Source organism: Aeromonas sp. XH (assembly GCF_033348475.1).
Taxonomy (GTDB): Bacteria; Pseudomonadota; Gammaproteobacteria; order Enterobacterales; family Aeromonadaceae; genus Aeromonas; species Aeromonas sanarellii.
Window position 1 is genome coordinate 3,999,445 of the sequence record NZ_CP137630.1, and the last position, 25,905, is coordinate 4,025,349.

The 25,905-nt window shown below is 64.2% G+C and carries 27 protein-coding genes; 8 read left to right on the plus strand and 19 right to left on the minus strand.

The annotated features are described in order from the left end of the window. Nucleotide 1 precedes the first annotated feature (1 nt). From hutU to ftsY, 9 genes are all read right to left on the minus strand, one after another. Entirely contained in the window at nucleotides 2–1,705 is a 1,704-nt protein-coding gene (gene hutU, locus R2B70_RS18475; RefSeq protein ID WP_318162194.1) for a urocanate hydratase, read from the minus strand. 45 nt (nucleotides 1,706–1,750) lie between these two features. Further along, nucleotides 1,751–2,707, minus strand: a complete 957-nt coding sequence (gene hutG / locus R2B70_RS18480) for a formimidoylglutamase (protein WP_318162195.1) — start codon at nucleotides 2,705–2,707, stop codon at nucleotides 1,751–1,753. After that, complete coding sequence (hutI, locus tag R2B70_RS18485; RefSeq protein WP_318162196.1) at nucleotides 2,700–3,935, minus strand: imidazolonepropionase; 1,236 nt, start codon at nucleotides 3,933–3,935, stop codon at nucleotides 2,700–2,702. Before hutI ends, hutG begins: the two co-directional genes overlap by 8 nt. Before the next feature lie 156 nt (nucleotides 3,936–4,091). After that, nucleotides 4,092–4,796, minus strand: coding sequence for a histidine utilization repressor (hutC, locus tag R2B70_RS18490; RefSeq protein ID WP_318162197.1), 705 nt, complete (start codon nucleotides 4,794–4,796; stop codon nucleotides 4,092–4,094). Nucleotides 4,797–4,807: 11 nt separating this feature from the next. Beyond that, nucleotides 4,808–5,467 (minus strand): carbonate dehydratase, encoded by a 660-nt coding sequence (gene can / locus R2B70_RS18495; protein ID WP_042076162.1) that lies wholly within the window; start codon nucleotides 5,465–5,467, stop codon nucleotides 4,808–4,810. A 125-nt stretch (nucleotides 5,468–5,592) separates the two neighbouring features. Next, on the minus strand, nucleotides 5,593–6,447 hold the full coding sequence (rpoH, locus tag R2B70_RS18500; RefSeq protein ID WP_209793795.1) for an RNA polymerase sigma factor RpoH: 855 nt from the start codon (nucleotides 6,445–6,447) through the stop codon (nucleotides 5,593–5,595). 453 nt (nucleotides 6,448–6,900) lie between these two features. Next, complete coding sequence (gene ftsX / locus R2B70_RS18505; RefSeq protein ID WP_209793796.1) at nucleotides 6,901–7,854, minus strand: permease-like cell division protein FtsX; 954 nt, start codon at nucleotides 7,852–7,854, stop codon at nucleotides 6,901–6,903. A 97-nt stretch (nucleotides 7,855–7,951) separates the two neighbouring features. After that, complete coding sequence (ftsE, locus tag R2B70_RS18510) at nucleotides 7,952–8,620, minus strand: cell division ATP-binding protein FtsE (protein ID WP_042076158.1); 669 nt, start codon at nucleotides 8,618–8,620, stop codon at nucleotides 7,952–7,954. 130 nt (nucleotides 8,621–8,750) lie between these two features. After that, the gene (gene ftsY / locus R2B70_RS18515) at nucleotides 8,751–10,313 is read right to left on the minus strand and encodes a signal recognition particle-docking protein FtsY (protein WP_318162198.1); all 1,563 of its coding nucleotides are present in this window, start codon (nucleotides 10,311–10,313) and stop codon (nucleotides 8,751–8,753) included. Nucleotides 10,314–10,423: 110 nt separating this feature from the next. On the opposite strand from ftsY, the gene rsmD reads away from it, so the two are divergent. Next, nucleotides 10,424–11,053, plus strand: coding sequence for a 16S rRNA (guanine(966)-N(2))-methyltransferase RsmD (gene rsmD, locus R2B70_RS18520; protein ID WP_318162199.1), 630 nt, complete (start codon nucleotides 10,424–10,426; stop codon nucleotides 11,051–11,053). Nucleotides 11,054–11,170: 117 nt separating this feature from the next. Then, nucleotides 11,171–11,485 carry a DUF1145 domain-containing protein gene (locus R2B70_RS18525; RefSeq protein WP_042076154.1) on the plus strand — a complete coding sequence of 105 codons (315 nt, stop codon included), beginning with the start codon at nucleotides 11,171–11,173 and terminating at the stop codon, nucleotides 11,483–11,485. A 37-nt stretch (nucleotides 11,486–11,522) separates the two neighbouring features. Here R2B70_RS18525 and R2B70_RS18530 read toward each other — a convergent pair whose 3' ends face one another. Continuing rightward, the gene (locus R2B70_RS18530) at nucleotides 11,523–11,888 is read right to left on the minus strand and encodes a YijD family membrane protein (RefSeq protein ID WP_209793799.1); all 366 of its coding nucleotides are present in this window, start codon (nucleotides 11,886–11,888) and stop codon (nucleotides 11,523–11,525) included. A 19-nt stretch (nucleotides 11,889–11,907) separates the two neighbouring features. Next, on the minus strand, nucleotides 11,908–12,528 hold the full coding sequence (fabR, locus tag R2B70_RS18535) for an HTH-type transcriptional repressor FabR (RefSeq protein ID WP_042076151.1): 621 nt from the start codon (nucleotides 12,526–12,528) through the stop codon (nucleotides 11,908–11,910). A gap of 149 nt (nucleotides 12,529–12,677) precedes the next feature. Here fabR and R2B70_RS18540 point away from each other — a divergent pair, with 149 nt between their 5' ends. Beyond that, nucleotides 12,678–13,796: a fatty acid desaturase gene (locus R2B70_RS18540; RefSeq protein WP_216991223.1), complete on the plus strand. Its 1,119-nt coding sequence runs from the start codon at nucleotides 12,678–12,680 to the stop codon at nucleotides 13,794–13,796. A gap of 472 nt (nucleotides 13,797–14,268) precedes the next feature. Here R2B70_RS18540 and R2B70_RS18545 read toward each other — a convergent pair whose 3' ends face one another. Continuing rightward, the gene (locus R2B70_RS18545; protein WP_318162200.1) at nucleotides 14,269–15,522 is read right to left on the minus strand and encodes a phospholipase D family protein; all 1,254 of its coding nucleotides are present in this window, start codon (nucleotides 15,520–15,522) and stop codon (nucleotides 14,269–14,271) included. Between the two features lie 72 nt (nucleotides 15,523–15,594). On the opposite strand from R2B70_RS18545, the gene R2B70_RS18550 reads away from it, so the two are divergent. Further along, nucleotides 15,595–15,759, plus strand: a complete 165-nt coding sequence (locus tag R2B70_RS18550; protein ID WP_162231307.1) for a hypothetical protein — start codon at nucleotides 15,595–15,597, stop codon at nucleotides 15,757–15,759. A gap of 4 nt (nucleotides 15,760–15,763) precedes the next feature. On the opposite strand, the gene R2B70_RS18555 is transcribed toward R2B70_RS18550, so the two are convergent. The 3 genes from R2B70_RS18555 to tatA form a co-directional block, all read right to left on the minus strand. After that, on the minus strand, nucleotides 15,764–17,227 hold the full coding sequence (locus tag R2B70_RS18555) for a lytic transglycosylase F (RefSeq protein WP_042076146.1): 1,464 nt from the start codon (nucleotides 17,225–17,227) through the stop codon (nucleotides 15,764–15,766). Between the two features lie 236 nt (nucleotides 17,228–17,463). Continuing rightward, a complete protein-coding gene (locus tag R2B70_RS18560; protein ID WP_042076144.1) occupies nucleotides 17,464–17,766 on the minus strand; it encodes a YfcZ/YiiS family protein in 303 nt (100 codons plus the stop codon). A 9-nt stretch (nucleotides 17,767–17,775) separates the two neighbouring features. Next, the gene (tatA, locus tag R2B70_RS18565) at nucleotides 17,776–17,937 is read right to left on the minus strand and encodes a twin-arginine translocase TatA/TatE family subunit (RefSeq protein WP_042076141.1); all 162 of its coding nucleotides are present in this window, start codon (nucleotides 17,935–17,937) and stop codon (nucleotides 17,776–17,778) included. Between the two features lie 271 nt (nucleotides 17,938–18,208). On the opposite strand from tatA, the gene R2B70_RS18570 reads away from it, so the two are divergent. Continuing rightward, nucleotides 18,209–19,186: a LysR substrate-binding domain-containing protein gene (locus tag R2B70_RS18570; protein WP_042076139.1), complete on the plus strand. Its 978-nt coding sequence runs from the start codon at nucleotides 18,209–18,211 to the stop codon at nucleotides 19,184–19,186. A gap of 60 nt (nucleotides 19,187–19,246) precedes the next feature. On the opposite strand, the gene R2B70_RS18575 is transcribed toward R2B70_RS18570, so the two are convergent. Further along, the gene (locus R2B70_RS18575; protein WP_209793803.1) at nucleotides 19,247–19,846 is read right to left on the minus strand and encodes a YhgN family NAAT transporter; all 600 of its coding nucleotides are present in this window, start codon (nucleotides 19,844–19,846) and stop codon (nucleotides 19,247–19,249) included. A gap of 101 nt (nucleotides 19,847–19,947) precedes the next feature. After that, complete coding sequence (locus R2B70_RS18580; RefSeq protein ID WP_042076135.1) at nucleotides 19,948–20,193, minus strand: YecH family metal-binding protein; 246 nt, start codon at nucleotides 20,191–20,193, stop codon at nucleotides 19,948–19,950. Between the two features lie 207 nt (nucleotides 20,194–20,400). On the opposite strand from R2B70_RS18580, the gene R2B70_RS18585 reads away from it, so the two are divergent. Further along, the gene (locus R2B70_RS18585; protein WP_042076134.1) at nucleotides 20,401–21,684 is read left to right on the plus strand and encodes a dicarboxylate/amino acid:cation symporter; all 1,284 of its coding nucleotides are present in this window, start codon (nucleotides 20,401–20,403) and stop codon (nucleotides 21,682–21,684) included. Nucleotides 21,685–21,697: 13 nt separating this feature from the next. On the opposite strand, the gene R2B70_RS18590 is transcribed toward R2B70_RS18585, so the two are convergent. Beyond that, the gene (locus R2B70_RS18590; protein ID WP_042076131.1) at nucleotides 21,698–22,012 is read right to left on the minus strand and encodes a DUF2007 domain-containing protein; all 315 of its coding nucleotides are present in this window, start codon (nucleotides 22,010–22,012) and stop codon (nucleotides 21,698–21,700) included. Between the two features lie 232 nt (nucleotides 22,013–22,244). Then, on the minus strand, nucleotides 22,245–23,147 hold the full coding sequence (locus tag R2B70_RS18595; RefSeq protein ID WP_318162201.1) for a LysR family transcriptional regulator: 903 nt from the start codon (nucleotides 23,145–23,147) through the stop codon (nucleotides 22,245–22,247). Nucleotides 23,148–23,244: 97 nt separating this feature from the next. On the opposite strand from R2B70_RS18595, the gene R2B70_RS18600 reads away from it, so the two are divergent. Further along, nucleotides 23,245–24,297: an HlyD family secretion protein gene (locus R2B70_RS18600; RefSeq protein WP_216991228.1), complete on the plus strand. Its 1,053-nt coding sequence runs from the start codon at nucleotides 23,245–23,247 to the stop codon at nucleotides 24,295–24,297. Next, on the plus strand, nucleotides 24,297–25,850 hold the full coding sequence (locus tag R2B70_RS18605) for a DHA2 family efflux MFS transporter permease subunit (RefSeq protein WP_318162202.1): 1,554 nt from the start codon (nucleotides 24,297–24,299) through the stop codon (nucleotides 25,848–25,850). The genes R2B70_RS18600 and R2B70_RS18605 overlap by 1 nt, the downstream gene beginning before the upstream one ends. Nucleotides 25,851–25,905 lie beyond the last annotated feature (55 nt).

Genomic DNA, 25,905 nt, shown 5'->3' on the forward strand with positions numbered 1-25,905 from the left:
CTTATTTCGCTCCCTTGCCAGCTGTATCCAGCATCGGCAGATCCAGTTTCGCATCAACGGCACAGTTGATGGCAATTTCGTAACCGGCATCGGCGTGACGCATCACCCCGGTACCCGGATCGTTGCGCAGCACGCGGCCGACCCGCTTGGCGGCGTCGTCGCTGCCGTCACAGACGATCACCACGCCGGAGTGCTGGGAGAAGCCCATGCCGACCCCGCCGCCGTGGTGCAGGGAGACCCAGGTCGCGCCGCCGGCGGTGTTGAGCAGGGCGTTGAGCAGCGGCCAGTCGGAGACGGCATCCGAGCCATCCATCATGGATTCGGTTTCGCGGTTCGGGCTCGCCACCGAGCCGGAGTCCAGGTGGTCGCGACCGATGACGACCGGTGCCTTCAGCTCGCCGTTCTTCACCATCTCGTTGAAGGCCAGGCCGAGGCGCACCCGATCCTTGACCCCGACCCAGCAGATCCGCGCCGGCAGGCCCTGGAAGGCGATGCGCTCGCGGGCCATGTCGAGCCAGTTGTGCAGGTGGGGATCGTCCGGGATCAGCTCTTTCACCTTCTGGTCGGTCTTGTAGATGTCTTCCGGATCGCCGGAGAGCGCCACCCAGCGGAACGGGCCGATCCCCTCGCAGAACAGCGGGCGGATGTAGGCCGGCACGAAGCCGGGGAAGTCGAAGGCATTCTTAACCCCCTCTTCCAGCGCCATCTGGCGGATGTTGTTGCCGTAGTCCAGGGTGGCGGCGCCGCGGGCCTGCAGGGTCAGCATGGCTTCGACCTGGCGGGCCATGGAGCGGCGAGCCGCCACGTTGACCTCTTGCGGCGCGCTCTTTTGCAGCTCGCGCCACTGGGCCAGGCTCCAGCCCTGGGGCAGGTAGCCGTGCACCGGGTCATGGGCGGAAGTCTGGTCGGTCACCACGTCCGGCGTGATGCCGCGGGCCACCAGCTCGGCGAAGACGTCGGCGGCGTTGCCGAGCAGGCCGACGGAGACGGCGGTGCCGCTCTGCTTGGCTTCCTCGATCATGGCCAGCGCCTCATCCAGACTGTGGGCCTTCTTGTCGACGTAGCGGGTACGCAGACGGAAGTCGATGCGGGTCTCGTCGCACTCCACTGCGATCATCGAGAAGCCGGCCATAGTAGCGGCCAGCGGCTGGGCACCGCCCATGCCGCCGAGACCCCCAGTCAGGATCCAGCGGCCCGCAGGCTTGCCGTCGAAGTGCTGGTTCGCCACCGCGAAGAAGGTCTCGTAGGTGCCCTGCACTATCCCCTGGGTACCTATGTAGATCCAGGAGCCGGCGGTCATCTGGCCGTACATCATCAGGCCCTTTTTATCGAGCTCGTTGAAGTGCTCCCAGTTGGCCCAGTGCGGCACCAGGTTGGAGTTGGCGATCAGCACGCGCGGGGCGTCCTTGTGGGTCTGGAATACGCCGACCGGCTTGCCGGATTGCACCAGCAGGGTCTGGTCGTCCTCGAGGCGGGTCAGCACCTCGACGATCTTGTCGTAGCAGGCCCAGTTGCGGGCGGCGCGGCCGATGCCGCCGTACACCACCAGGGACTGGGGATGCTCGGCCACTTCCGGATCCAGGTTGTTCATCAGCATCCGCAGGGGCGCCTCGGTGAGCCAGCTCTTGGCGGTCAGCTCGGTGCCGCGGGAGGCGCGGATCACGCGGCTCGGGTCATGACGGGGATCCTGGTGTTGTACAGACATAGACACTCCTTGTTTAGCGATACGGTCAGGCGGCGCGGTGCGCCACTACTTGGTCAACTGGTGAACCAGGCGCGCGGCCACGCGGGCGCTGCGGTTGTCCTGATCCAGGTTCGGGTTGTACTCGGCCAGATCGGCGAGCCTGAGCTTGCCGCTGGCCCGGATATGGGCGATCAGGGGTTCGATGACCGCCAGCTCCACGCCGCGGGCGGCGGGGGCGCTCACCCCCGGCATCACGGCGGCGGGCAACACGTCCAGATCTATGGTCAGATAGAGGTGGTCACAGCGGGCGATGAAGGCATCCAGTCCCGCCAGCAGCACCGGCAGCTCGGCCGGCGTCATCGCTTCGTCCAGCACGTGCCAGACTCCCAGCGCCTCGGCGCGGGCAAAGAGCGCCGCGGTGTTGGCGGTCTCGGCCACCCCGAGGCAGGCATAGGTAAAGGACGTGCCCTGGGCGGCGCACTGCTCGGCGATCTGGAAGAAGGGGGTGCCCGAGCTCGCCTGCTCCTGTTTCATGCGCAGGTCGAAGTGGGCGTCGAAATTGATGATGCCGACCTTGCCCTTGCCAGCCAGATGACGGTTGAGGCCGCTCCAGCTGCCGAAGGCCACCTCGTGGCCGCCCCCCAGCACCAGGGGGAAGTGCCCCTGGTCCAGCGCACGGGCGACCCGCTCGGCCAGCCGGCCGTGGGCGGCATCGAGATCCCCGTCGTCGCAGTGCACGTCGCCGCCGTCATGGACGGGTCGGCCCAGGTGCCAGGCGGTGTTGGCCAGCAGCTTGCGGATGGCCTGGGGCGCACCGGCGGCGCCCACCCGGCCCTTGTTGCGGCGAACCCCCTCGTCACAGGCGAAGCCGAGCAGCACCACGCCAGGCTCGCTGCCGGCTTGACAGGACTGCGCCTCTTGCCAAGGCAGAACCTTGTCGTGCCAGCGCAGGGCCAGTTCACCATCTTCCGGATCCTGGCGCCCCTGCCAGACCGACATGTCGACCGGGTTGAACTTATCCATGGTGCGTCTCCTCACCGTTGAATACCCGGCTGACCAGCTGATCGACGCCGACCAGGTAGCTGATTTCGGAGGGGTGCGCGCAGCTCCAGATAAGGAAATCCGCCTGCATGCCCACTCTCAACTGCCCCAGATGTTCCTGCTCGCCGAGCGCTTTGGCGGCATGGCGGGTCACCCCGGTCATGGCCTCCACCGGGGTCAGGCCGAACAGGGTGCAGGCCATGTTCATGGCCATGCGCAGGGAGACGATGGGGGCCGTGCCCGGGTTGATGTCGGAAGAGACCGCCATGGGCACCCCGGCGCGGCGCAGGGCCTCGACAGGTGGCAACTTGGTCTCCTTCAGGAAATAGAAGGCGGTGGGCAGCAGGGTGGCGACCACGCCGCGGTGGGCCAGCGCCTGTATTCCCTCCTGATCCAGATACTCCAGGTGATCCACCGAGAGGGCGCCGAAATTGGCGGCCAGCGTGCTGCCCCCCAGATTGGAGAGCTGATCCATGTGCCCCTTCACCGCGAGGTTGTACTGATCCGCCGCCAGATAGACCTGCTCGGTCTGGGCGAGGGAAAAGCCGATGTGTTCGCAGAAGACGTCCACCGCATCCGCCAGACCCGCCTCGGCGGCGGCCGGGATGATCTCCTGGCAGATGGTCTCGACCCAGGAGTCGGGATCGTCCCGATACTCCGGTGGCACAGCATGGGCCGCCAGCAGGGTGGTCTTGACCCGGATCGGCAGCGCCTCCCCCAGCCGGCGGGCGACTCGCAGCATCTTGAGCTCGTCCGCCAGGGTGAGGCCATAGCCGGACTTGATCTCCACCGTGGTGACCCCTTCCCGGATCAGGGACCTGATCCGAGGCAGCGCCAGCTCATAGAGCTGATCCTCGCTGGCCGCGCGGGTGGCGCGCACGGTGGAGAGGATGCCGCCCCCCCTGCGGGCGATCTCCGCATAGGGCACCCCTTTCTGGCGCAGCTCGAACTCCTCGGCCCGGCTGCCGGCGAAGACGAGGTGGGTGTGGCAGTCGATGAGGCCTGGGGTCACCAGCCTGCCCTTCATGTCGCGCCAGTGGGCGGGATGGGGCCCCTTGAGATCCTGCATGGGGACCAGGGCGTGGATCCTACCGTCGTGAACGCCGAGGGCGTGAGGCTCCAGCAGGCCGTAGTCCGCCAGATCGGGGCGCAGGGTGGCGGGCGTCACGTTGAGCCAGACCCGCTCGCAGTTCAACAGTTCCTTGTTCATACCGACCTCTAAATGTATATACAATATTTTATAGCCGATCTCTGGAGAGAAAGAAAGGATCCAGTTCACATCTTGATAACAGCGGCTTTATTAGAGTTTAGGCACAAAAAAGCCCACCAGAAGGTGGGCTTTCAAATGCCTTGTATGTATATACAATCAAGCCAATCGGGTCTTGGAGCTCAACTTGTAGCGGGAGCCCGGCGAGAGCAGGCGGGCATAGGAGACCAGGTAGCCGTCCGACCAGGTGCGCCGGTGCAGCAGCAGGCAGGGGGTATCGACCCGCACCTGTAGCAACCCGGCCTCGCCGGCACTCGGCAGCACCGCCTCCACCACGTGCTCCATCTCGGAGAGGGGGCAGACCTCCATCAGATAGCTGTTCGGCGTCTGCCTCGTGAAATCCTGCTCGCCGTATTCCGGCAGGCGCTCGGCATCGACGAAGCGCTCCTCCAGCTGCAGCGGCTCCCCATCGGCCTGATGGACGATGAGGCTGTGAAAGGTGGGCGCCCCGACCCGCAAGCCGAGGCGCACCGCCACCTTCTCGTCGGCGGCCTGGCGTTGCAGGCGGATCACCCGGGCGCTGTAATGGCTGCCCCGCTCGGCGATCTCGTCGGCTATGTTGCGAATGGCCAGGAGCGGCGACTCGGTACGCCTGTCCGCCACGAAGCTGCCGGCGCCGGCGCTGCGCACCAGCCAGCCCTCGGCCACCAGCTCACGCAGCGCCTTGTTCACCGTCATCCGGCTCACGGCGAACTGCGCGCACAGGGCGGCCTCGGTAGGGATCCTGTCCCCCGCCTGGTAGTGGCGTTCGCGGATCCCGTCCAGGATGTGCTGCTTGATCTGAAGGTAGAGGGCGGGGGCCACCAAGCGGCGCCTCAGCGACGGCGGTGGGGCGGACGCATGTCCGGCCAGGCGCGATAGACGTCCGGGATCTGGTCCGGACCGCTGATGCAGAGATCGAGATCGTGCAGCAGACCGTCCTTGATGCCGTAGATCCAGCCGTGCACCGCCAGCTCCTGCCCCTTGCGCCAGGCATTCTGGATGATGGTGGTGTGGCAGACGTTCGCCACCTGCTCGGCCACGTTCAGCTCGCACAGGTAGTCGAAGCGCTCGTGCTCATCCTCGATGGCCTCAAGCTCTTCGCCGTACTTGAAGTAGACGTCCTTGATGTTGCGCAGCCAGTTGTCGATGAGGCCCAGCTCCTGGTTCTGCATCGCCGCCTTGACGCCGCCGCAGCCGTAGTGGCCGCAGACGATGATGTGTTTCACCTTGAGCACCTCCACCGCGTATTGCAGCACGGAGAGGCAGTTGAAATCGGTGTGTACCACCAGGTTGGCGACGTTGCGGTGGACGAAGACATCCCCCGGCAGCAGTCCCATCAGCTGGTTGGCGGGTACCCGGCTATCGGAGCAGCCGATCCAGAGGTACTCCGGGGCCTGCTGGGCGGACAGGGTAGCGAAGAAATTGGGATCCTCGGCCTTGATCCGCTCCGCCCACTCGCGGTTATTGGTAAACAGGTCGTTCAACAGTTTCACTTCTGCTCTCCCTAACTGTGGCAGTGGCGGCAACATAACATACACAAGGGTAACCAAGGCAAGGCCGACCAGATCCCCGTGAAACAAAAACAGGGCCATCAGGCCCTGTCTCGTGTTGGAGGCCCTCAGGCATCCATGGCGTCTTTCAGCTTCTTGAGGGCGTTTTTCTCAAGCTGACGCACGCGCTCGGCGGAAACGCCATAGTTGTCGGCCAGCTCCTGCAAGGTGGTCTTGCTCTCCTCATCCAGCCAGCGGGCACGGATGATGTGCTGGCTGCGCTCATCCAGGGTGGCGAGCGCCGCGCTCAGACGACGGGTGGCGTGGTTGTCCCAGTTGTCGTTCTCTATGGTGGCGGCCAGATCGGAAGACTTGTCTTCCAGGTAGTGCACCGGGGCGAAGCCGCCCTCGTCCTCGTCGTCACCCACCAGATCGAAGGCCTGGTCGTAGTTGCTCATGCGCGCTTCCATCTCGGTGACGTCGGCGGCGGAGACCCCGAGGTCGGCGGCCACGGCCTGTACCTCTTCGTGGTTCAGCCAGCCCAGGCGCTTCTTGGACTTGCGCAGGTTGAAGAACAGCTTGCGCTGGGCCTTGGTGGTCGCCACCTTGACCATGCGCCAGTTGCGCAACACATATTCATGGATCTCGGCCTTGATCCAGTGCACGGCGAAGGAGACCAGACGCACGCCCACGCTGGGGTCGAAGCGCTTGACGGCTTTCATCAGGCCGATGTTGCCTTCCTGCACCAGATCGGCCTGAGGCAGGCCATAGCCGGAGTAGCTCTTGGCCACGTGAACGACAAAGCGCAGGTGCGACATGACCAGCTGACGGGCAGCCTCGAGATCGCCATCCTGCTGCAAACGCATCGCCAGTTCGCGCTCTTCCTCTGCGCTCAGCACAGGGATCGAGTTGACTGCCTGGATATAGCCTTCCAGACTACCTTGCGGAATCAGAGCCATAGTGCGCTGCAATGAAGTTCCCATGTTCTACCTCTTACTTTTCAATCGAATCAGTCTAACACCCTGAGAAGGCGTGTCTACCGACCAGGTATCATTCTGCGGGCTGAATCAAACATAACCCCAGCATGAACCCGGCCTATCTTAGGCTGACGGCATGAATCATAAATGAACGGTCAAAAAAAAGGGGTCACAGTGAAGGACCCCTGAAAAGTAGCATGCTAAGTCCATTGTTGCGGAGCTCGCAACCTTCACATGCTTGCCAAGTCAGACGAGCAAGGCATAGGGGCCATACCCGTATTCATTCTGTTGCAGTAAATAGACCGTTGATAAATCAAAAGGTTCAGAGGATCCACATAATGATCCTCTGCACGGATACCATTCAGATTACTCTGAGAAAGTGGCCCGTGCCAGAAACGGGCCACTCTTTTACTTGATCCAGTTCGCAAAATCCAGTGGTTTGCGTTGCTGGTAAATCAATCAGGAAGGCTCGATGTCGCGAATGTGGCGATGGACCGAAAACCAGGAGGCGATCAGCCCCAGCAAGGCCCCCAGTAGTATGAGGTTGAAGCCGTCGAACGCCCCCATCCCCACCAGCCGGAAGTTGCTGTTGTACAGCCCCGCCAGCTCCTTCACCACCCCCTCGCTCCAGATCACCATCACCTCGGTCAGCCACCAGGCCAGCATGCCGCCAATGACACCGAACCAGATGCCGGTATAGAGGAAGGGGCGATGGATGAAGGCATCGGTCGCCCCCACCAGCTTGAGCACTTCGATCTCGGAGCGCTGGTTGAGAATATTCAGCCTGAGCGTGTTGCCGACGATCAGCAGCACGGCGGAGAGCAGCAGCACGGCGATGCCGGTGATGGTGTGACGCAGCAGGTTCATGATCCCCTGCAACCGGGTCAGCCACTGCAGATCCAGCTTGCCCTGCTCGATGCCGGGTTCGTTCTCCAGCTTGGCGAGCAGCTCGGCGGCCCCTTCCGGATTCTGCCAGCGCGGATCCGGGATCACGCTCAGCACCGGCGGCAGCGGGTTGCTGTCGAGATAATCCAGGGCATCGCCGAAACCGGAGATCTCGCGGAACTCCCTGAGCGCCTCGTCCCGGTTCATATAGGTGACGGACTCCACCTCGGGGTAGAGCAGGATCCGCTGCTGCATGTCGAGGATGCTCTGCTCCGGCAGATCCTTGCGCAGATAGAGGGAGATCTGGGAACTGGTCTGCCAGCTCCCCTCCACCACCTCGGCGTTTTTCAGCAGCACATGGAAGCAGGAAGGCAGCGCCAGGCTCACGCCGAGCACCGCCAGGGTCATCAGGGAGGCGAGCGGATTGCGCCACAGCTCCCCCAGGCTGGCAAAGGCCTGACGCACGTGATCCACGCCATACATCATCAAACGACGCAACGGCGGCTGTTTATGACGAACGATAGCCATCAGCACTCTCCCCCGTGTCGAATATCCGCGACCTGATCCATCCACATGACCATCATCAGACGGCACAGCGGCGGCTGTTTATGACGAACGATAGCCATCAGAGTTCCTCCCCGGACGAATACATGCGCCCCGCCTTGAGGGTCAGGGTGCGATAGCGCATGCGGGCGATCAGCCCCAGATCATGGGTGGCAATCAGCACCGAGACCCCGAAGCGGTTGAACTCCTCGAACAGGCGCATGATGTCCATGGAGAGCTGGGGATCCAGGTTGCCGGTCGGCTCGTCCGCCAGCAGCAGGGGCGGCTTGTTGACGATGGCGCGGGCGATGCCGACCCGCTGCTGCTCACCGCCGGAGAGCATGCGCGGCTGGTAGCGCTCCTTGCCGAGCAGGCCCACCTTGTCCAGCGCCGCCGCCACCCGCTTGTTGATGTCGGCATGGCTGTAGCCATCGATCACCAGGGGCAGGGCCACGTTGTCGAACACGGTGCGGTCCATCAGCAGCCGGTGATCCTGGAAGATCATGCCGATCTGGCGGCGCACATAGGGGATCTGGCTGCGCTGGATATGGCTGACGTCATCGCCGTGGAAGAAGACGCGGCCATCGGTCGGTCGCTCCATCACGCTGATGAGTTTCAGGAGGGTGCTCTTGCCCGCCCCCGAATGGCCGGTCAGGAAGGCCATCTCCCCCTTGCGCAGGTGGAAACTGACCTTCTGCAGCGCCTGATGGCCACCGCTGTATACCTTGCTGACCTTGTCAAAACGAATCATAACGGTTCCCTGACAGTGACAAACCCCGACCGGGATCGAGGTGGATCATACCCTGAGAGTGACAAGCCCCGACCGGAGTCGGGGCTGGGACACTGCTCATCGCGGCTGAGCTGGCGCATCGCGGCCAGGCTCATTCATCGCGACTGAACAACGCCTCGATAAAGTCGTTGGCGACGAAGGGGCGCAGATCGTCGATCCCCTCGCCCACCCCGATGTAGCGGATCGGGATCTGGAACTTGTCCGCCACCGCGAAGATGACGCCGCCCTTGGCGGTGCCGTCCAGCTTGGTGAGGGTGATGCCGGTCAGGCCCACCGCCTCGCTGAACAGCTTGGCCTGGCTCAGGGCGTTCTGGCCGGTGCCCGCGTCCAGGGTCAGCATGATCTCGTGGGGCGCCGCATCGTCCAGCTTCTTCATCACCCGCACCACCTTCTTGAGCTCCTCCATCAGGTTGCTCTTGTTCTGCAGGCGGCCGGCGGTATCGGCGATCAGCACGTCGGCGCCGCGGGAACGGGCGGCCTCGATGGCGTCATAGATGACGGAGGCGGAGTCGGCGCCCGTGTGCTGGGCTATCACCGGAATGTTGTTGCGCTGGCCCCACACCTGCAGCTGCTCGACGGCGGCGGCGCGGAAGGTATCGCCGGCGGCCAGCATCACGCTCTTGCCCTCGGCCTGGAACTGCTTGGCCAGCTTGCCGATGGTGGTGGTCTTGCCGACGCCGTTCACACCCACCATCAGGATCACATAGGGCTTCTTGCTGGTGTCGATCACCAGGGGCTGCTCGACTTTCGCCAGCATCTCGCCCATGTCCTGCTTGAGCAGGCCGTAGAGCGCCTCGGCATCCTTGAGCTGCTTGCGATCCGCGTGCTGCACCAGCCCCTCGATGATGCGGCTGGTGGTGTCCACGCCGAGATCGGCGGTCAGCAGCTGGGTCTCCAGTTCCTCGAACAGATCGTCATCGATCTTCTTGCCGCGGAACAGACCGAAGAAACCGGAGCCGATATTCTCCCTGGTGCGCACCAGGCTTCGCTTGAGGCGAGCGAAGAAGCCCTCCCGCTGCGGCTTGTCCTGGGTGTCGTCGTCCACGGTTGCGGCCAGGGGCAGGGCCGCCAGTGCGGCGGCCTGTGCCTCCATCTCGGCGACCAGGCGCAGATCTTCCGCTCTCTGGGCCTCTTTGGCGATACGGGCCTCCTCGGCAGCCTGGGCTTCGGCGGCGATACGCGCTTCTTCCGCAGCGCGAGCCTCGACGGCAAGACGAGCGTCTTCCGCGGCGCGAGCTTCAGCAGCAAGACGGGCTTCTTCGGCGACCTGGGCTTCGGCGGCGATACGCGCTGCTTCCGCGGCCTGAGCCTCAGCAGCATGACGGGCCTCTTCCGCAGCCTGAGCCTCGGCGGCAAGGCGCGCTTCTTCCCCAGCCTGGGGATCGGCAGCGATCAGGGCCTCATTGACGATGACGGGCTCGAGTTCGCCCTCCGGCTCTTCCGCCACCAAGGGGCCTTCCTCTGGACCCGTCAGGGCTGCCTCGTGCGGCACAGCAGGAGCCTCGGTCAGGGGGGCATCAACTACGGGAGCGGGGGCAACGGTGACCTCGGACTCGGCGACAGCCGGGGTGGCGTCGGGCGCCTGCGATGGGACGGCCTCAGCCTCTTCTTTCTTGCGGCCGAAACCCAGCCAGGAAAACAAACCTTTTGCCATCTAAAAATACTCACATCAAAGGCTGACTGCTAAGATAGCCGTCCCTCGGCGGGTCGGCATAAAAATGAACCGCCTTATACTATCACTTTATTTTCTGACGACGAAACGCGATGCCCAGAGTGAAATCCAGCCGTAACGGCCCGAGCAAGAGCCCGGCCCCCCAGGGGCGCGCGGGCGTGGTACGAATCATCAGCGGCCAGTGGAAGGGGCGCAAACTGCCGGTCAGGGATGTGGCAGGACTCAGACCCACCACGGATCGCGTCAAGGAGACCATCTTCAACTGGCTGGCACCCCATGTGCGCGGCGCCCGCTGCCTCGACCTGTTTGCCGGCAGCGGCGGGCTGGGGTTGGAGGCCTTGTCGCGTTACGCCGAGCAGGTGACCCTGATCGAGATGGACAGGGGCGCCGCCGACCAGCTCAGAAAGAACCTGGCCGTGCTCGGCAGCACTCAGGGCCAGGTGATCCAGGCCGATGCGGTGAGCTGGCTGCAAGGCCAGGCCACCCCCTTCGATCTGGTGTTCCTGGATCCGCCGTTTCGCCGCGAACTGCTGCCTCAGGTGTGCGAGCTGCTGGAACAGCGCGGCTGGCTCGCACCGGACGCCCTCATCTATCTTGAGCGGGAAAAGGAGATGGCCGATCTGGCCCTGCCCGCCAGCTGGCAATTGCTCAAGGACAAGCAGGCGGGTCAGGTCTGCTACCAGCTCTATCTGCGGGACACCAGAAATGACGCTGCGGTTTAAATGCCAGGTGGGTGGGGGGAGATGGGCGCTGTGCCCCTCCCCGTCAATGTGGGCAACGACTCAAGGAAAGGCAGGCCGGCCAGGTCTGCCATCAACTCTATGTACGGGAGGTAGGCGATGAAGCGGGCGTTTAATCTGTTGGCAATGGGGGTGCTGCTGTTCTTCTGGTTTGGCGTGGTGCTCGCCCTGCTGGGCACCCTGCCAGGCAAACTGAACGGCTTTCTGCCGGTGTGCGGCGTCATAGTGATACTGATGCACTGGGTGCAGGCGAGCATGATCAAGGCCGCCTGCAAGCCCTATTTCGCGGTCACCCGCCTCGAATTCACCCAGGTGCTGATCTTCGGGGTGTTCGGCATGATGGAGATCCGCGCCAAGCTGCAGGCCATCATAGACGCCAGGCAGAAGGGAGAGACCCCGCCCCGGGCCGACTGAGGTCGACCCGCCCTGCCAGACCGGAAGGAGTGACTCGTCACTCCTTCTGCGTTTTTCCGAGGCTGATGCCCAGCTTGATGGAGAGCGCGGCCAGCAGCAACAGCATGGCGATGAGGGAGAAGAAGTTGCTGCCAAGCTCGGGGTACTGCACCTTGAGCAGGGCCGAGTGCCCGAACACGCCGATGAAGAAGCAGATCAGCATGCAGCTGGGGGTGTTGCCCACCATGGGCTCGTGACGATAGTGCTGGTAGAGCTGGCTGGCCGCCAGCAGCAGGGCGATGAGGGGGAAGAAGGAGAAGGGGACGACCGACTCCAGCAGGGTCGACAGGAAAGCATCCCCGCAGATACCCATCAGCAGGGCCAGCACCAGGGGCTTCTTCGGGATCGGGTTCGGTTCATGCATGAGGCTGTCCATCCTTGCGTTAAGAGAGAGATTCGCGGCGCTTGCGGTTCTGCACCTCGGCGCCCATGGCGATCATCCGCAGCTGGCTGATGGTGCGCTCCGACAGCGCCTTGCACTCTTCGGGGGTCATGTCGAGGGCGTCGGCACCGGCGCTGAAGACGATGGTCACCATGGCCTCGGCCTGGATGTAGGCCTCTTCCCGCGGCGCCTCAGTCGTAGCCTCCAGATAGTCGGTGAGCTCGGCGATGAAGTGCTGGATCTCCCGGGCCACCGCCTGACGGAAGGCGGCCGAGGTGCCGGAGCGCTCGCGCAGCAGCAGACGGAAGATGTTCGGGTTGTTCTCGACGAATTCCATGAAGGTCTGTACCGAGGTGCTGATGACGCTGCCACCACCGGCGATGCGCTGGCGCGCCTGGCGCATCAGCTGGCGCAGGGTCAGCCCCCCCTCGTCCACCAGGGTCAGCCCCAGCTCTTCCATGTCGCGAAAATGACGGTAGAAGGAGGTCGGGGCTATGCCCGCCTCCCTGGCCACTTCCCGCAGGCTGAGGTTGGAGAAGCTGCGGTTGGCACAGAGTTGACTGAACGCCGCGTCGATCAGCGTACGCCGGGTCTTTTCTTTTTGTTGCGCGCGAATACCCACGAAAACAGTCACCTTGAGATTAGCGAGGCCAGATGATAACCCGAAGGGAGGGACGGGATCAGGTTTGTCTCCGACTTTTTTACCATTGACCCGCATTCCGGCTCAATGGAGAATAGTGAACAGCTGTTCGCTGAAAGGAACCGAGTGAGATGGAACGCCCCCCGATCATCATGACCAACACCCTGCTGTTTGCCCTCTCCGGGCTGACCGCGCTGATCGCCGTGCCCTGGTACGGCATGACCCATGGCTATGACCTCTGGCAGTGGGGCAGCTTCCTGCTGCTGTTCTGCTACTGCGGCATCTCCATCACCGCCGGCTACCACAGGCTCTGGTCCCACAAGGCCTACAAGGCGCACCCGCTGCTGCAGTGGATCTTCGCCATCGGCGGCGCCCTCGCCCTGCAGAACTCGGCGCTGCACTGGTCGTCGGATCACCGCCGCCACCACCGCCATGTGGATGACAACCAGAAGGATCCCTACAGCGCGGGCCGCGGCTTCTGGTTCTCCCACATCGGCTGGATGCTGCGGGAATACCAGCGCGACACCTACCACGACTACAGCAACGTGCGGGATCTGCAGAACAACCCCGTGGTCGCCTTCCAGCACAGGCACTATCTGGCGCTGACCCTCTGCACCAACATCGGCATTCCGTTGCTGCTGGGACTCGTGCACGGGGACCTGCTCGGCATGCTGCTGCTCGCCGGGGTGCTGCGCATGGTGATGACCCATCACACCACCTTCTTCATCAACTCCCTGGCCCACATCTGGGGCAGCCAGCCGTTCACCGATCGCAACAGCGCGCGGGACAACGGCATCCTGGCCTTCTTCACCTTCGGCGAGGGGTACCACAACTTCCACCACCTGTTCGAGAACGACTACCGCAACGGCATCCGCTGGTGGCAGTTCGACCCCACCAAGTGGCTGATCCAGAGCGCCGCCTGGTGCGGGCTGGCCAAAGACCTGAGATCCTGCCCGGAGGAGCGCATCGAGCAGGCCCGGCTGGAGATGCAGCTCAAGCGGGCCCAGGCCAGGCTGCACAAGCAGGATGACAGGGAGCTGTGGCAGGCGCTGCTGCAGGAGGAGTACGACAAGCTGAGCCAGCAGATCCAGCACTACTACGCCAGCCGCAAGCAACTGCTGGAGCAGCGCGGGCGCAAGGCCCTGGCGCGCTACGACAGGCTCAGGCTGCAGCTGGAATATCGCTCGCTGCGGGACGGCTTCCTCGTTGCCAAGCGCAACTGGAGCCGACTCCTGGCCGGCATTGCCTGAGACGCTCAGGATCCAGGATCAAGAAGACCGCCAGCTGGCGGTCTTCTTGCTTTGGCGCCCAGGGCGGGAGACAAAAAAATGGGGCGACACTCGCATGTCACCCCCTCGCAAATAGCATGTTCCATATTGGGATCCGGCAATGAAGGGGCGCCGTTGCGCCTCACGGGTTTCCGCTCCCGATCCGCGATGCCTGCCGGAGCAATCCGACCGGCCCAGTTCCCCTGTTGCCTTCGCCCACACGGCAGACCCGCCGCCGTGTTTGTCCTTGCAACCGGAATACTACCCAGTTGAATAAAATAAAAAACCGCTTTATGCGGCTCCCCATGCAGGCAAGGTGCCAGAAAAATCACCAACATCAGGATATAAATCGATTAAAAACAATACGATAAAATCCCCATCCGGTTTTGGATGGCAAACGTTATCCTCGAAGGCGCACAAGGCTTTGCGAGATCTCGCACAAGCCCTGCGCCCCTCACAGCCAGCGGTGCAAAGGTAACCAATCGCTCAATTGCGCCAGCAGGCGCCGCCAGGGTGAGGGCGGTCCCCCCACAGGGTGAACGGCTCGCTGCAGCCATGCCTCGATCAGGTGCTGCAACTCGTCGCACAGCGCCGGGCAGCGAAGGTGCAGCATCAGCTCGGTGTTGAGCATCAGGGAGCGGGGATCCAGATTGAAGCTGCCGAGCAGCGCCTCTTCCTCTCCCATCAGGATCAGCTTGGCATGCAGACTGGTCTCCTCACCCACCAGCTCGAACAGCTCGATCCCCTGGCGTTCGAGCCAGGGGCGGTGACGTCGGTAGGCGCCATAGACCAGGGGGACGTCCGTGCTGGCCAGGGAGTTGGTCAGGATAGCGATGCCGACCCCCGCCCTGCGCTGCTCCCGGAGGCGGCGACGCAGGCCCCGGGTCAGGATCAGGTAAGGGCTCACCAACCTCAGGGCCCCCAGGTTGGCCGCCAGCTTGCGTCCCAGCCGGGGGGCCGTGGTCGGCCGGGAGACCAGCCCCTTGCCGGGCCGGTCGAACCAGCACTCCCCCAGGCCCGGATGCCAGCGCAGGGGCACGGGCTCGTCGTCGAACAGGCTGGCGGGCAGATCGTAGACGGCGGCCATGGCGGGCTCGGTCAGGGTCAGCAGGAAGTCGTTCAGGACGGCGATTTCGGCGGGCAGCAGGGGGCGTCGCAGCAGGCGCCGCACGGGGTGGCTCCAGCGGCTCTGCCAGAACAGCTCGAACCCCTGCTCGGCCTGCTGGCAGAGCGGGCCGCGGCAGAGCAAATCCAGATCGATGAAATGGGGGGCCGCCCCCAACCCGAAGTAGCGATCGCCGATGTTGCGCCCCCCGATCACCGCCTGGCCCCCGTCCACCAGCAGCAGCTTGTTGTGCATCCGGTGGTTGATGCGGCGAAAGCTGAGCAACCCCTCCAGCAGCAGGGTCAGGGGGCGCCAGCCCCTCAGCCAGAAGGGGTTGAACAGGCGCACCTCTATGCCGGGCTCTGCCGCCACCGCCTCCAGGAAGCGGTTGTCACCGCCATAGAGATCGTCGATGAGCAGCCGGACCCGCACCCCGCGCCTGGCAGCCCGGATAAGTTCGGCCAGCAGCAGCTTGCCGCTGCCGTCCTCCTCCCAACTGTAGTACTGGGCCAGGATCCGGTGACGGGCGGCGCGGATCAGCTGGCAGCGGGCCTTGAGGGCGGCGCCGGGATCGTCGAGCAGGGCAAAGTCGGCGGGGATCAAGGGTCATCTCCTTGTCATCTGGTCATGGCATAACCCAGACAACCGCCCCGATGCCGGCGTGTCAAGGAGCCCATGATGGAACTGCATGACCACCCCTCCCTCAGCCAGGGACCACAGGCCAGCCAGCCGGATCCCACCCCCGCCAGGCTGCTGATGCCCTGGTACCAGCAGCACAGGGATCTGGGCTGGGAGTCCCTCCCGCGTCTTCATGAGGATCGCCTCCCCGGCCGGCACTGACCGATCAGGGCTGTGCCGCCTCTATGGCCTCGGACTTGCCCTCCAGCTGGGGCAGGCTGAAACGGTAGGCCACGTAGTATTTGTAGATGGTGCCGACGTAGTTGATGGGCCCCTGGCCAACCTCGTTGGCCACCAGCTGCTCCACGTTGCCGAACCAGACGTTGGGATCCAGCCCCCGCTCCCTGGCCTTGGCCTGCAGCGCCTGCACCCGGTTCGGGCCCGCATTGTAGGCCGCCAGGGCAAACAGGTGGCGGTTGAGCCTGTCCATCCCGGGATCGTTGAAGTAGGTGTCGAGGATCAGCCGCATGTAGCGGCAGGCCGCCTCCACATTGCCCTCCAGGCTGGTGAGCCGGGTGCCGCGGATCCCCACCTCGCCCCCCGTGCTCGGCAGCAGTTGCATGATGCCGACCGCCCCCTTGTGGGATCTGACGTTGGGATCGAGGCCGGACTCCTTGTAGCCGAGCGCCGCCAGCATCAGCCAGTCCAGCTGGTATTTGTCGGCCTGGGCCTCCAGCACCTTGCGGATGGTCGACAACCGCCCCAGGGGATCCGGCGCCAGGATATTGCTCATCCGGTCGCTCTGGGCCAGCAGGCGGCGCAATGTCATGTCGCTGTAGAGGGTGCGCTTGCTCGACTCCGAGATATAGGCGTTCACCGCCTTGAGCAGCTCGGGGCTGTTGTTGCGCAGGGCCCAGGCGCTGCGCCCCTTGTCCCGCAGCGGGATCAGCCTGTGGGCCTTGAGGCCCCCTATCATGTCGAGCCAGATCCGGCCCTTGAAGCTGTCGGTGACCGTCAGCGGTATGATGCCGGCCGCCACCATCTCCAGCAGATCCCCGTCCTGCAGGTATTCGGGCACCGTCTCTATGTAGACGGGAGGCAGCCCCAGCTCGCGAAACAGCCAGTTCAGCTGGTGCAGGCTCTCATGGTAGCTGGAGCTGGCGCGGACCCAGATCCGCCGACCGGAGAGCTGGGTGATGCGGTTGAAGGCGGGCAGCTCCCGCTGGCTCACCACCCACTCCTCGATGGGGGAGATGAGCGGCTGGGAGAAGGTGACCTGCTCGCGTCGGGTTGGCGTCACCGTCAGATTGGCGGCCACCAGATCCCCGCGCCCCTCGGTGAGATAGTCCAGCAGCCGGTCCTGGCGCACCGGGATGTAGATGATCTTGAGCTTGAGCTTCTCCCCGGGGAGGTAGGTCTGGTTCAGCCAGCGCTCGAAGCCCTGCAGCTGGTTCACCAGGATGCCGTACTGGGCCCCCTTGTCGAAGAAGAAGAATCCCCGCTCATAGACCACCAGGGCCCTGAGCTCCTTCTTCTGCAGGATGTGTTCGAGATCCCCCGCCTGAGGCAGGAGCTTGGGTTTGACGTCCACGGCACGGGAGGGGACGTCACCAGACCGGGAATGGAGATCCGCCGCCAGCAGAGGGAGCGCGCAGAGAGCCAGCAGGCCCCAGATCCATCGCCTCATCATGATATAGCCACCTCGCTGTGGGTCGGCGCGCCCTGTCGGGTCCCCAGCAGAAGGAACCGTCCTGGCGCCTGCGGTTCATGGCAAGAGCCATGGGGCGTCGCGGGACCAGCTGCCGATCGGCGCATGCCGGACGGGAACCGGATCGTCCGTGGAATAACTCACTATACAACGCAAAGGGAGGGAGAAGGCGAGGGGTAAAGCAAGACGGCAGGCAGACCTGCCGTCTCATCAAGGGCTCAGATAGAGCGGGCACGCATCTCGAAGATCAGCTTCTCGGCGGTGCAGGTGAATTGCAGGCGGGCCTTCAGGATCACGCCGTCGGGGCCCTGGCTCAGCTCGCTGCTGCTCCTGGCCTCGGCGGTGACCTGCTGGGCCAGCGCCTCGTAGGCCGCCAGCTTGTCGCGGGCAGCGGCTTCGGTCGCCGCCTCGATCACCAGCTCCATCACGTCATCACCCTCGCCTATGATGGTGCCGATCTCGGCGAAACAGCCGCAGCTGTCGCAGGTCTCGTTCAATTCCACTTTCTCGTCAACAGACATACTTCACTCCTACTTGTTCGGATGTTCGTCGTCGCGCAAGGCGTTGCGAAAATCCCTGATGGCGGTGCCCAGATCCTCACCGGCGCCGGCCAGGCGTTTGCTGCCAAACACCACGACGACGACCACGAGCAAGATCAGCAGATGCCAGATATGAATGCCACCCAGTCCCATGGGGATACTCCTGACTGATAGATACCCTGAGGTTGTATCAAAAGAAAGCGTATCGATTGTTGGGCGAAATCAAGCCAGGTGCAAGTTTACGAATCAATCATAAAAAAATACGGCGACCAGGGGCCGCCGTATGAGTCGGTGCTACTTGTCCCCTCAACCGCTACATCCTGTACCAGCCGCCACTAGGGCGAGAGACCCGTCGAGCATAGGATCGCCAAGATATGAAAACAAATGGTATAAATTCATCTAAGAATTGAAGAGGATTCATATCATGTTGCTGGAACAGCTTGGCCGCATAGACCTTAATTTGTTGATTATCCTGCAAGTCTTGCTGGAGGAGCGCAACGGCAGCCGGGCCGCTCGCCGCCTGCACCTGAGCCAGTCCGCCGTCAGCAAGGCCCTGGGCCGGCTGCGGGAGACCTTCGACGACCCCCTGTTCGTCCGCTCCGCCTACGGGATGGATCCCACCCCTCGTGCCCTGGATCTGCAGCAACAATTGCAGCCCATACTGCTGTCGCTGGACAACCTGATCCAGCCGCCGGACTTCGATCCCGCCAGCACGGAGCGGGAGTTCGTCATCGCCAGCATGGACAGCGCCTTCACCCTGTTCGCGCCGCTCTACCTGAGCGAGCTCAAGCGCCAGGCGCCGGGGATCCGGCTGCGTTACGAGGAGTGGACCGAGCACAGCCTGACCGAGATGAGCCAGGGTCAGGTGGACATCGCCTTCACGGTGCGGGAGAACTGCATCAACTCGGATTTCAGGCTGGATACCCTGCCAAACGCCATCTGCCAGCGACTGCTCGCCATCGATGACCTCACCTGCCTGGTACAGCGGGATCACCCGGCCCTGCGCGACCCCGAGTGGGATCTCGCCCGCTACCTGGCCTATCCCCACGTGCAGACCTACTGCGAAGGGCGGGATCGCTGGATGCTGGATCACAAGCTGGCGGAGCAGGATCTCTATCGCCGGATCGAGGCGACCGTCCCCTCCTTCGAGGCGGCGCTGCGCATGGGCATGCACTCGGACATGATAGTGACCCTCTCCCGCCTCTATGCCCGCCACGCCACCCAGGTCTACCCCCTGGTGCCGCTGCCGCTGCCCATCGCCCTCGACAGCATCTCCCACCTGCTCATCTGGCATCAGCGTCACGAGGAGGATCCCGGACACCGCTGGCTGCGGGAGACCCTGCTCGCCCTCATCATGGGCAAGCTGGAAACCTCGGCGGATGGCCCGGCCGCTGCCGCCTGACGCGCAAAAAAACGGGGCTCCAGGAGCCCCGTTTCACCTTGAGTTCAGCATGCCGCCCCGTCAGTTCTGACCCGTCACCGCCAGATAGTGGTGCACGCCGTCCAGCAGCATCTGCACCGAGATCATCACCAGCAGCATGCCCATCAGCCGCTCCACCGCGGTGAGTCCTCGCTCACCCAGCAGCTTGTTGAACAGCTCGTAGAACATCAGGATCACGGCGCTGGCACCCCAGGCCATCAGCAGCGCCAGAGACCAGTCCACCATGCGGGTCGGCTCCTGGTTCGCCAGCAGCAGCAGGGAGGCCAGGATGGAGGGGCCCGCGATCATGGGGATGGCCATGGGCACCAGGAAGGGCTCCTCCCCCGCCGCCAGCCCGGTCACGCCGCCGGGGCTCGGGAAGATCATCTTGATGGCGATGAGGAACAGTATGATGCCGCCGGCGATGCTGACCGCCTCCTGGCGCAGGTTGAGGAAGCTCAGGATCTGCTGACCGGCGAACAGGAAGCCCATCATGATACCCAAGGAGAACAGCAGCTCGCGGATCATCACCTTGCGCCGCCGCTTGGGATCGACGTGGCGCAGGATCGAGAGGAAGACCGGCAGGTTCCCCAGGGGATCCATGATCAGAAACAGCATGACGGCAGCGGAAAAAGTGTCCATAGAGCGCCCGGGCAGAACCTTTCAACAAGAGGGGAAGGAGGGCGAAATATAACAAAGGTGGCGGGATTCGGCGAGCGCCCCACCGCGCTCGCCGCTGGCGATCATCCGTGGTTGCAGATCTTGTCGGCGCGGGTCTGGAAGCCCTCGTCGGATTCGATGAACTTGCCGCGCCTGGCCAGGAAGTCGATCAGGGCCTCGGCATCCATCTCGCTGGCGCTGCAGGTGTGGAAACGGGCATCCGCCCCGAAGCGATCATCGATGGCCTGCTTGAGGCTGGCCCGGGTAAACTGGCCGCCCTGCGCCAGCATCATCTCCATCACGTCGTGACCGTGTACCGATTGAGTCATTGCAAACCTCTTAATCATCATGTCAGATGCCCATTAAAGCCAAAAGCCCGGCGCCCGATCTTGATGCAAGCCAACAAAACACCTTTTTTCGTGTCCCCGGGGTGGCCCTGTGCGCCGCTTTGTCGATAATGTGGCAACCTGACGGGGGGACGGCTACACTAGCGCCCCTTTTTGCCATCGCAGACAGAAAATAAGGACATTGGCGTCATGCTGTTCCATGGATTGGTCTTCAAGCCCTGGCGGATCTGGACCCGCCGCCCGCTCTGGTTGAAGACCCTGCTCGGCATGCTGATCGGGATAGGGATCGGGCTCGGCTTCAACGAGCTGGCGCTCCTGCTCAAGCCCATCGGCCTCCTGTTCGTGAACACCATACAGATGCTGATGGTGCCCCTCATCTTCTGCTCTGTCATCGCCGGTCTCACCTCGCTGCTCAAGGGCAAGACCCTGGATCGGATCGCCGGCAAGGCCATCACCCTCTATCTCTGCTCCACCGCCGTCGCCATCTGCATCGGCCTGATGATGGGCTGGCTGCTGGAGCCGGGCATGGGTGCCAATATGGATCCCTATGAACGGGGCGCCCTGGCGGAGCAGCCGACCCTGGCCAGCGTGCTGAGCCACCTGGTGCCGCGCAACCCGATGCAGGCCATGGTGGACGGCAAGATACTGCAGGTGATCGTATTCGCCGTGGCCCTCGCCCTGGCCCTCAACGCCACCGGACGGCGCGGTCGCCCCGCCATCCTGTTCTTCACCTCCCTAGCGGAGGGGATGTTCAAGCTGACCCAGATGGTGATGGCCCTGGCCCCCTATGGCGTCTGCGCCCTGATGGCCTGGATGACCGGCAAATACGGGGTCAGCCTGCTGCTGCCGCTGCTCAAGGTGATCGGCGCCGTCTACCTCGGCTGCCTGCTGCACCTGCTCGGCGTCTACAGCAGCCTGCTGCTCCTGCTGGCCCGCCTCAACCCGCTGCACTACTTCAAGAGCATCCTCGACGCCCAGGCGGTGGCCTTCACCAGCAGCTCAAGCAGCAGCACCCTGCCCATCAGCCTGGCCTGCGCCGAGCGCAGGCTCGGGGTCTCCCCCGCCATCACCGCCAAGGTGCTGCCCATCGGCGCCACCATCAACATGGACGGCACCGCTCTCTATCAGGGGGTGACCGCCCTGTTCGTGGCCCAGGCGTTCGGGGTGGATCTGCACCTGGTGGACTACCTGACCATCATCAGCATCGCCACCCTGGCCAGCATAGGCACGGCGGGCACACCCGGCACCGGGCTGATGCTGCTGACCCTGACCCTGACCGCGGTGGGACTGCCGCTGGAAGGGGTGGCCCTCATTGCGGGCATCGACCGGATCCTCGACATGGCGCGCACCACGGTCAACGTCTCCGGCGACATCCTGGTCTCCGTGCTCATCGCCCGCAGCGAGAAGGAGCTGGATCTCGCCACCTATCACGACGCCCACGCGGGAGATGACATCGACTTCACCCTGCGTTGAGATGCGGCCGCGATCAGTGCTCGTGGGGATCGTGATGGCAGCGCCAGCAGATGTCGAAGTTGGCGCCGTTCTCCTCCCCGCACTGGCCGCATAGCCAGCCATTGCCCTGACGCTGCTGGTAGCGCTCGATGATCCGGCCCGCCCGCAGTCGATCCTGCTCGCACACCATCAGGGTGACCTGCAGCAGATCCACCGGCAGTTCCCCCAGCGCACCACTGAGCCCCTCCCCGCTGAGCCGCACCCTGACGCCCTCGACCTCCAGGGCCCCTTTCAGGGCGTGCGCCTCCAATGAGTGAGAGGCGCGATACAAGTTAATCCACTGATCCATACGTTGTCCTCGAAACCGCTTGTCAGTGTCGCCAGCGCTACCCTCATTCCAGGGCGTGCGCCTCCAGGGAGTGGGGGGCTCGATACAAGTCAATCCATGGATCCACTCATGCCCTCCTCGCAATGCCCGTCTCGCACCGCTCCCGCCCGGGCCGTCCAGGTGCGGCTGGCTCCATGGCATGTGATCCACTGTGCCCGCCCTCTGTCATCCTCACCCCGGCACTCGGCGCCGCTCACAACAGCTTGTCGATGCCATACTCGGGGCCGTTGGCCACCAGAAAATCGATGAATGCCCTCAACTTGCGCGGCATCAGCCGCCGCTCCGGAAACAGCAGGTAGATGGGCACCCTGGGTTGCTGCCAATCCGGCAGCAGCGACACCAGGGTACCGCTCGCCAGCTCATCATGGCACAGCATGGCGGGCAGGGAGGCAAGCCCCAGCCCCGCCTTCGCCGCCTCGCGGGCGCAGGTGATGTTGTTGACCTGGAAGCGGGAGGGCGGATCCACCAGCACCTCGCGATCGTCCCGCTCGAAACACCAGTGAGACGCCAGGAAGCCGCTGCTCACCGCCACCCGCTCATGGTGTACCAGATCTTCGGGGTGGGCGATCGCCGGGCTGCGGGCCAGGTACGCCGGGCTGGCGCACAGCAGCCGCTCCGTGCTCCACAGGCGCCGTGCCGCCAGATTGGAGTCGCTCATGTCACCGACCCGCACTATGGCGTCCAGCCCCTCGCTGATGGGATCCACGATGCGGTTGGTCAGCTCCAGCTCCACCTGCAGCCCCGGATAGGCTTGCAGGAAGTTCGCCACCAGCCTGCCCACCACCAGCTGCCCCGTCTCGATGGGGACCGCCAGCTTGAGGGTGCCGGTCACCTCCTGCTGGCTGGCGCTCAGCATCAGCTCGGCCTGGGCCAGCTCCTCCACCGCCTTGCTGCAGCGCAGGTAGTACTGCTCCCCCGCCTCGGTCAGGGTGAGCTGGCGGGTGGAGCGGTAGAGCAGCCGCACGCCGAGACGCTGCTCCAGCTCGGCGATGCGCCGGCTCACCGTGGCCTTGGTCATGCCCAGCTCCTGGGCGGCGGCGGTGAAGGAGCCCTTGTCGACGATGCGCACGAGGATGAGGGCTGCGTTCAAGTCCATTGTCTCACCAGTGAAACTGTATATCTCATGAATGGATACTAATCGAAACAGTCTCGCGATGTTAGCCTGCCCGCCACAGTTCAGGAAACCCAATATCATGAGTCAACACAAGAAGATCCCCCTGCTGGCCGCCCTGCTGCTGGTACTGCTGGGCATGCTGTTCGCCGCCTACTGGTATCTGCACGGCCGTTACTTCGAGAGCACCGACAACGCCTACCTGCAGAGCGAGGTGACCGGCATCGGCTCCAAGCTGTCCGGCTACATCGGCGAGGTGCTGGTGACCGACAACCAGGCGGTGAAGGCGGGCCAGCTCATCGCCCGGCTCGACGACCGGGAGTACAGGACCCGGGTCGCGGAGGCCGAGGCCGACCTGCGCCTCAACCAGGCGACGGCGGAGAACCTGGCCGCCACCCGCACCCAGCAGCTGAGCCTCATTCGCCAGGCCGAGGCCAGGGTCAGCTCCGCCAATGCCGAACAGGTGCGGGCCCAGCAGCAGGTGCGCCGCGTCAGCCAGCTCAATGAGCGCCACTACAGCTCCCAGGACAACCTGGACGAGGTGCGCGCCGGTCTGCAGGTCAGTCAGGCCCAGGAGCAGGAGGCCAGGGCCGCCCTGCAGGCCGCCCGCGAGCGGCTGCTGGTGCTGGACGCCGAGGCCAAGCAGAACCAGGCCAGACTGGCATTGAGCGCCGCCCAGCTCGAACAGGCCAGGCTGGAGCTCGGCTACACAGAGCTGCGGGCCCCCGCCGACGGCATCATCGGCAAGCGCAGCCTGCGGGAGGGGCTCTATGTCCAGTCCGGCATGCAGGTGGCCAGCCTGGTGCCCCTGAGCCAGGTCTGGGTCGAGGCGAATTTCAAGGAGACCCAGTTGCAGCATATGCAGCCGGGGCAGAAGGTGGAGGTGATCCTGGATGCCTACCCGGATCAGCCGGTCGAGGGGATCATCGACAGCCTGGCTCCCGCCACCGGTGCCAAGTTCGCCCTGCTGCCGCCGGAGAACGCCACCGGCAACTTCACCAAGATAGTGCAGCGGGTCCCGGTCAAGATCCGCATCCCGGAGCCGGGCCCCCTGGCGGGCAGGCTGCTGCCGGGCCTCTCCACCGAGGTGATAGTGGATACCCGCACCCCTGATCCCGTGGTGGCCGCCCACTGATGGAACCCATTCCACGCCGCAACTGGATCGCGGTCATGGGGGGCCTCATCGGCGCCTTCATGGCCATCCTCGACATCCAGATCACCAACGCCTCCCTGAAGGACATTCAGGGGGCCCTCTCGGCCACCCTGAGCGAGAGCTCCTGGATCTCCACCTCCTATCTGGTGGCGGAGATGATCGCCATCCCCCTGAGCGGCTGGCTGAGCCGGGGGCTGAGCGTGCGGCGCTACCTGCTGTGGACCACGGGGGCCTTCATCGTCGCCTCCGTGCTCTGCTCGTTCAGCTGGAACCTCACCAGCATGATCGTCTTTAGGGCGCTGCAGGGCTTCACCGGCGGGGCCCTGATCCCCATGGCCTTCTCCCTCATCGTCAGCCTGCTGCCGCTGCACAAGCGGGCCACCGGCATGGCGCTGTTCGGCCTGTGCGCCACCTTCGCCCCCGCCATAGGCCCGACCCTGGGCGGCTGGCTGACCGAGCAGATGTCCTGGCACTACATCTTCTACCTGAACGTGCCGCCGGGCCTGCTGGTGATGGCCATGCTGGCCCACGGCCTGGACAGGAAGCCGGTGGACTGGGAGGTGATCAAGCGGGTGGATCTGGTCGGCATCCTCACCATGGCGGTGGGGCTGGGCCTGCTGGAGGTGGTGCTGGAAGAGGGCAACAGAGAGGACTGGTTCGGCTCCAGCTTCATCGTGCGGCTCACCGTCATCTCCGTGGTGGCGCTAGTGTTCTTCGTCATCAGCCAGCTGCTGCGCCGCCACCCCCTGGTCAACCTGCGGCTGCTGCACAACCCGCGCTTCGCCCTGGCCTGCTTCGCCTACCTGGTGCTCGGCATGGCGTTGATGGGATCCATCTATGTGCTGCCGCTCTACATGACCCAGATCCACAACTACAACGCCCTGGAGATAGGGGAGGTGCTGATGTGGATGGGACTGCCTCAGCTGCTGGTGCTGCCCCTGGTGCCCAGGCTGGTGACCCGCATCGATCCGCGCTATCTGGTGAGCTTCGGCTTCCTGGTGTTCGCCATCAGCTGCTTTATGAACGTCAACATGAGCGCCGACTACGCCGGCCCCCAGCTGATCCAGTCGCTCGTCGTGCGCGCCCTGGGCCAGCCCTTCGTCATGGTGCCGCTCTCCCTGGTGGCGACCGCCAGCCTGACCCCGGAGGAGATCCCCTCCTCCTCCACATTGCTCAACGTGCTGCGCAACCTGGGGGGCGCCTTCGGCATCGCCATCATCGCCACCCTGATCGACAACGACACCCGGATCCACGTCAGCCAGATCGGCAGCACCCTGGCCGCCACCAGCATCGAGGGACAGAGCTACCTGCTGCAACTGGCCCAGAACCTGATGGCCCAGGGCTCGGATCCGGCGCTGGCGCAGCAGCAAGCCAGGGCCATGCTGTCGAACACCATCGGCCGCGAGGCGGCCATCATGGCCTACAACCAGGTGTTCTACGTGATGGGCATCTTCCTGTTCATCGCCAGCGCCCTGATGCTGCTGCTCAGGCAGCCGGCCCCCAGGACGGCGGATGCAGAACCGCTGGAGGCGTGAAAAACGGTGAGAATGGAATAGCAAAACGGGCCTAAGGGCCCGTTTTTTGTCTGTG

What these genes read in the sequence shown, in the direction of transcription:
- hutU (WP_318162194.1), bottom strand. Translation starts at nt 1,705, where the DNA reads ATGTCTGTACAACACCAGGATCCCCGTCATGACCCGAGCCGCGTGATC.
- hutG (WP_318162195.1), bottom strand. Translation starts at nt 2,707, where the DNA reads ATGGATAAGTTCAACCCGGTCGACATGTCGGTCTGGCAGGGGCGCCAG.
- hutI (WP_318162196.1), bottom strand. Translation starts at nt 3,935, where the DNA reads ATGAACAAGGAACTGTTGAACTGCGAGCGGGTCTGGCTCAACGTGACG.
- rpoH (WP_209793795.1), bottom strand. Translation starts at nt 6,447, where the DNA reads ATGGGAACTTCATTGCAGCGCACTATGGCTCTGATTCCGCAAGGTAGT.
- ftsX (WP_209793796.1), bottom strand. Translation starts at nt 7,854, where the DNA reads ATGGCTATCGTTCGTCATAAACAGCCGCCGTTGCGTCGTTTGATGATG.
- ftsE (WP_042076158.1), bottom strand. Translation starts at nt 8,620, where the DNA reads ATGATTCGTTTTGACAAGGTCAGCAAGGTATACAGCGGTGGCCATCAG.
- ftsY (WP_318162198.1), bottom strand. Translation starts at nt 10,313, where the DNA reads ATGGCAAAAGGTTTGTTTTCCTGGCTGGGTTTCGGCCGCAAGAAAGAA.
- rsmD (WP_318162199.1), top strand. Translation starts at nt 10,424, where the DNA reads ATGCCCAGAGTGAAATCCAGCCGTAACGGCCCGAGCAAGAGCCCGGCC.
- R2B70_RS18525 (WP_042076154.1), top strand. Translation starts at nt 11,171, where the DNA reads ATGAAGCGGGCGTTTAATCTGTTGGCAATGGGGGTGCTGCTGTTCTTC.
- R2B70_RS18530 (WP_209793799.1), bottom strand. Translation starts at nt 11,888, where the DNA reads ATGCATGAACCGAACCCGATCCCGAAGAAGCCCCTGGTGCTGGCCCTG.
- R2B70_RS18540 (WP_216991223.1), top strand. Translation starts at nt 12,678, where the DNA reads ATGGAACGCCCCCCGATCATCATGACCAACACCCTGCTGTTTGCCCTC.
- R2B70_RS18550 (WP_162231307.1), top strand. Translation starts at nt 15,595, where the DNA reads ATGATGGAACTGCATGACCACCCCTCCCTCAGCCAGGGACCACAGGCC.
- R2B70_RS18555 (WP_042076146.1), bottom strand. Translation starts at nt 17,227, where the DNA reads ATGATGAGGCGATGGATCTGGGGCCTGCTGGCTCTCTGCGCGCTCCCT.
- R2B70_RS18560 (WP_042076144.1), bottom strand. Translation starts at nt 17,766, where the DNA reads ATGTCTGTTGACGAGAAAGTGGAATTGAACGAGACCTGCGACAGCTGC.
- tatA (WP_042076141.1), bottom strand. Translation starts at nt 17,937, where the DNA reads ATGGGACTGGGTGGCATTCATATCTGGCATCTGCTGATCTTGCTCGTG.
- R2B70_RS18570 (WP_042076139.1), top strand. Translation starts at nt 18,209, where the DNA reads ATGTTGCTGGAACAGCTTGGCCGCATAGACCTTAATTTGTTGATTATC.
- R2B70_RS18575 (WP_209793803.1), bottom strand. Translation starts at nt 19,846, where the DNA reads ATGGACACTTTTTCCGCTGCCGTCATGCTGTTTCTGATCATGGATCCC.
- R2B70_RS18580 (WP_042076135.1), bottom strand. Translation starts at nt 20,193, where the DNA reads ATGACTCAATCGGTACACGGTCACGACGTGATGGAGATGATGCTGGCG.
- R2B70_RS18585 (WP_042076134.1), top strand. Translation starts at nt 20,401, where the DNA reads ATGCTGTTCCATGGATTGGTCTTCAAGCCCTGGCGGATCTGGACCCGC.
- R2B70_RS18590 (WP_042076131.1), bottom strand. Translation starts at nt 22,012, where the DNA reads ATGGATCAGTGGATTAACTTGTATCGCGCCTCTCACTCATTGGAGGCG.
- R2B70_RS18595 (WP_318162201.1), bottom strand. Translation starts at nt 23,147, where the DNA reads ATGGACTTGAACGCAGCCCTCATCCTCGTGCGCATCGTCGACAAGGGC.
- R2B70_RS18600 (WP_216991228.1), top strand. Translation starts at nt 23,245, where the DNA reads ATGAGTCAACACAAGAAGATCCCCCTGCTGGCCGCCCTGCTGCTGGTA.
- R2B70_RS18605 (WP_318162202.1), top strand. Translation starts at nt 24,297, where the DNA reads ATGGAACCCATTCCACGCCGCAACTGGATCGCGGTCATGGGGGGCCTC.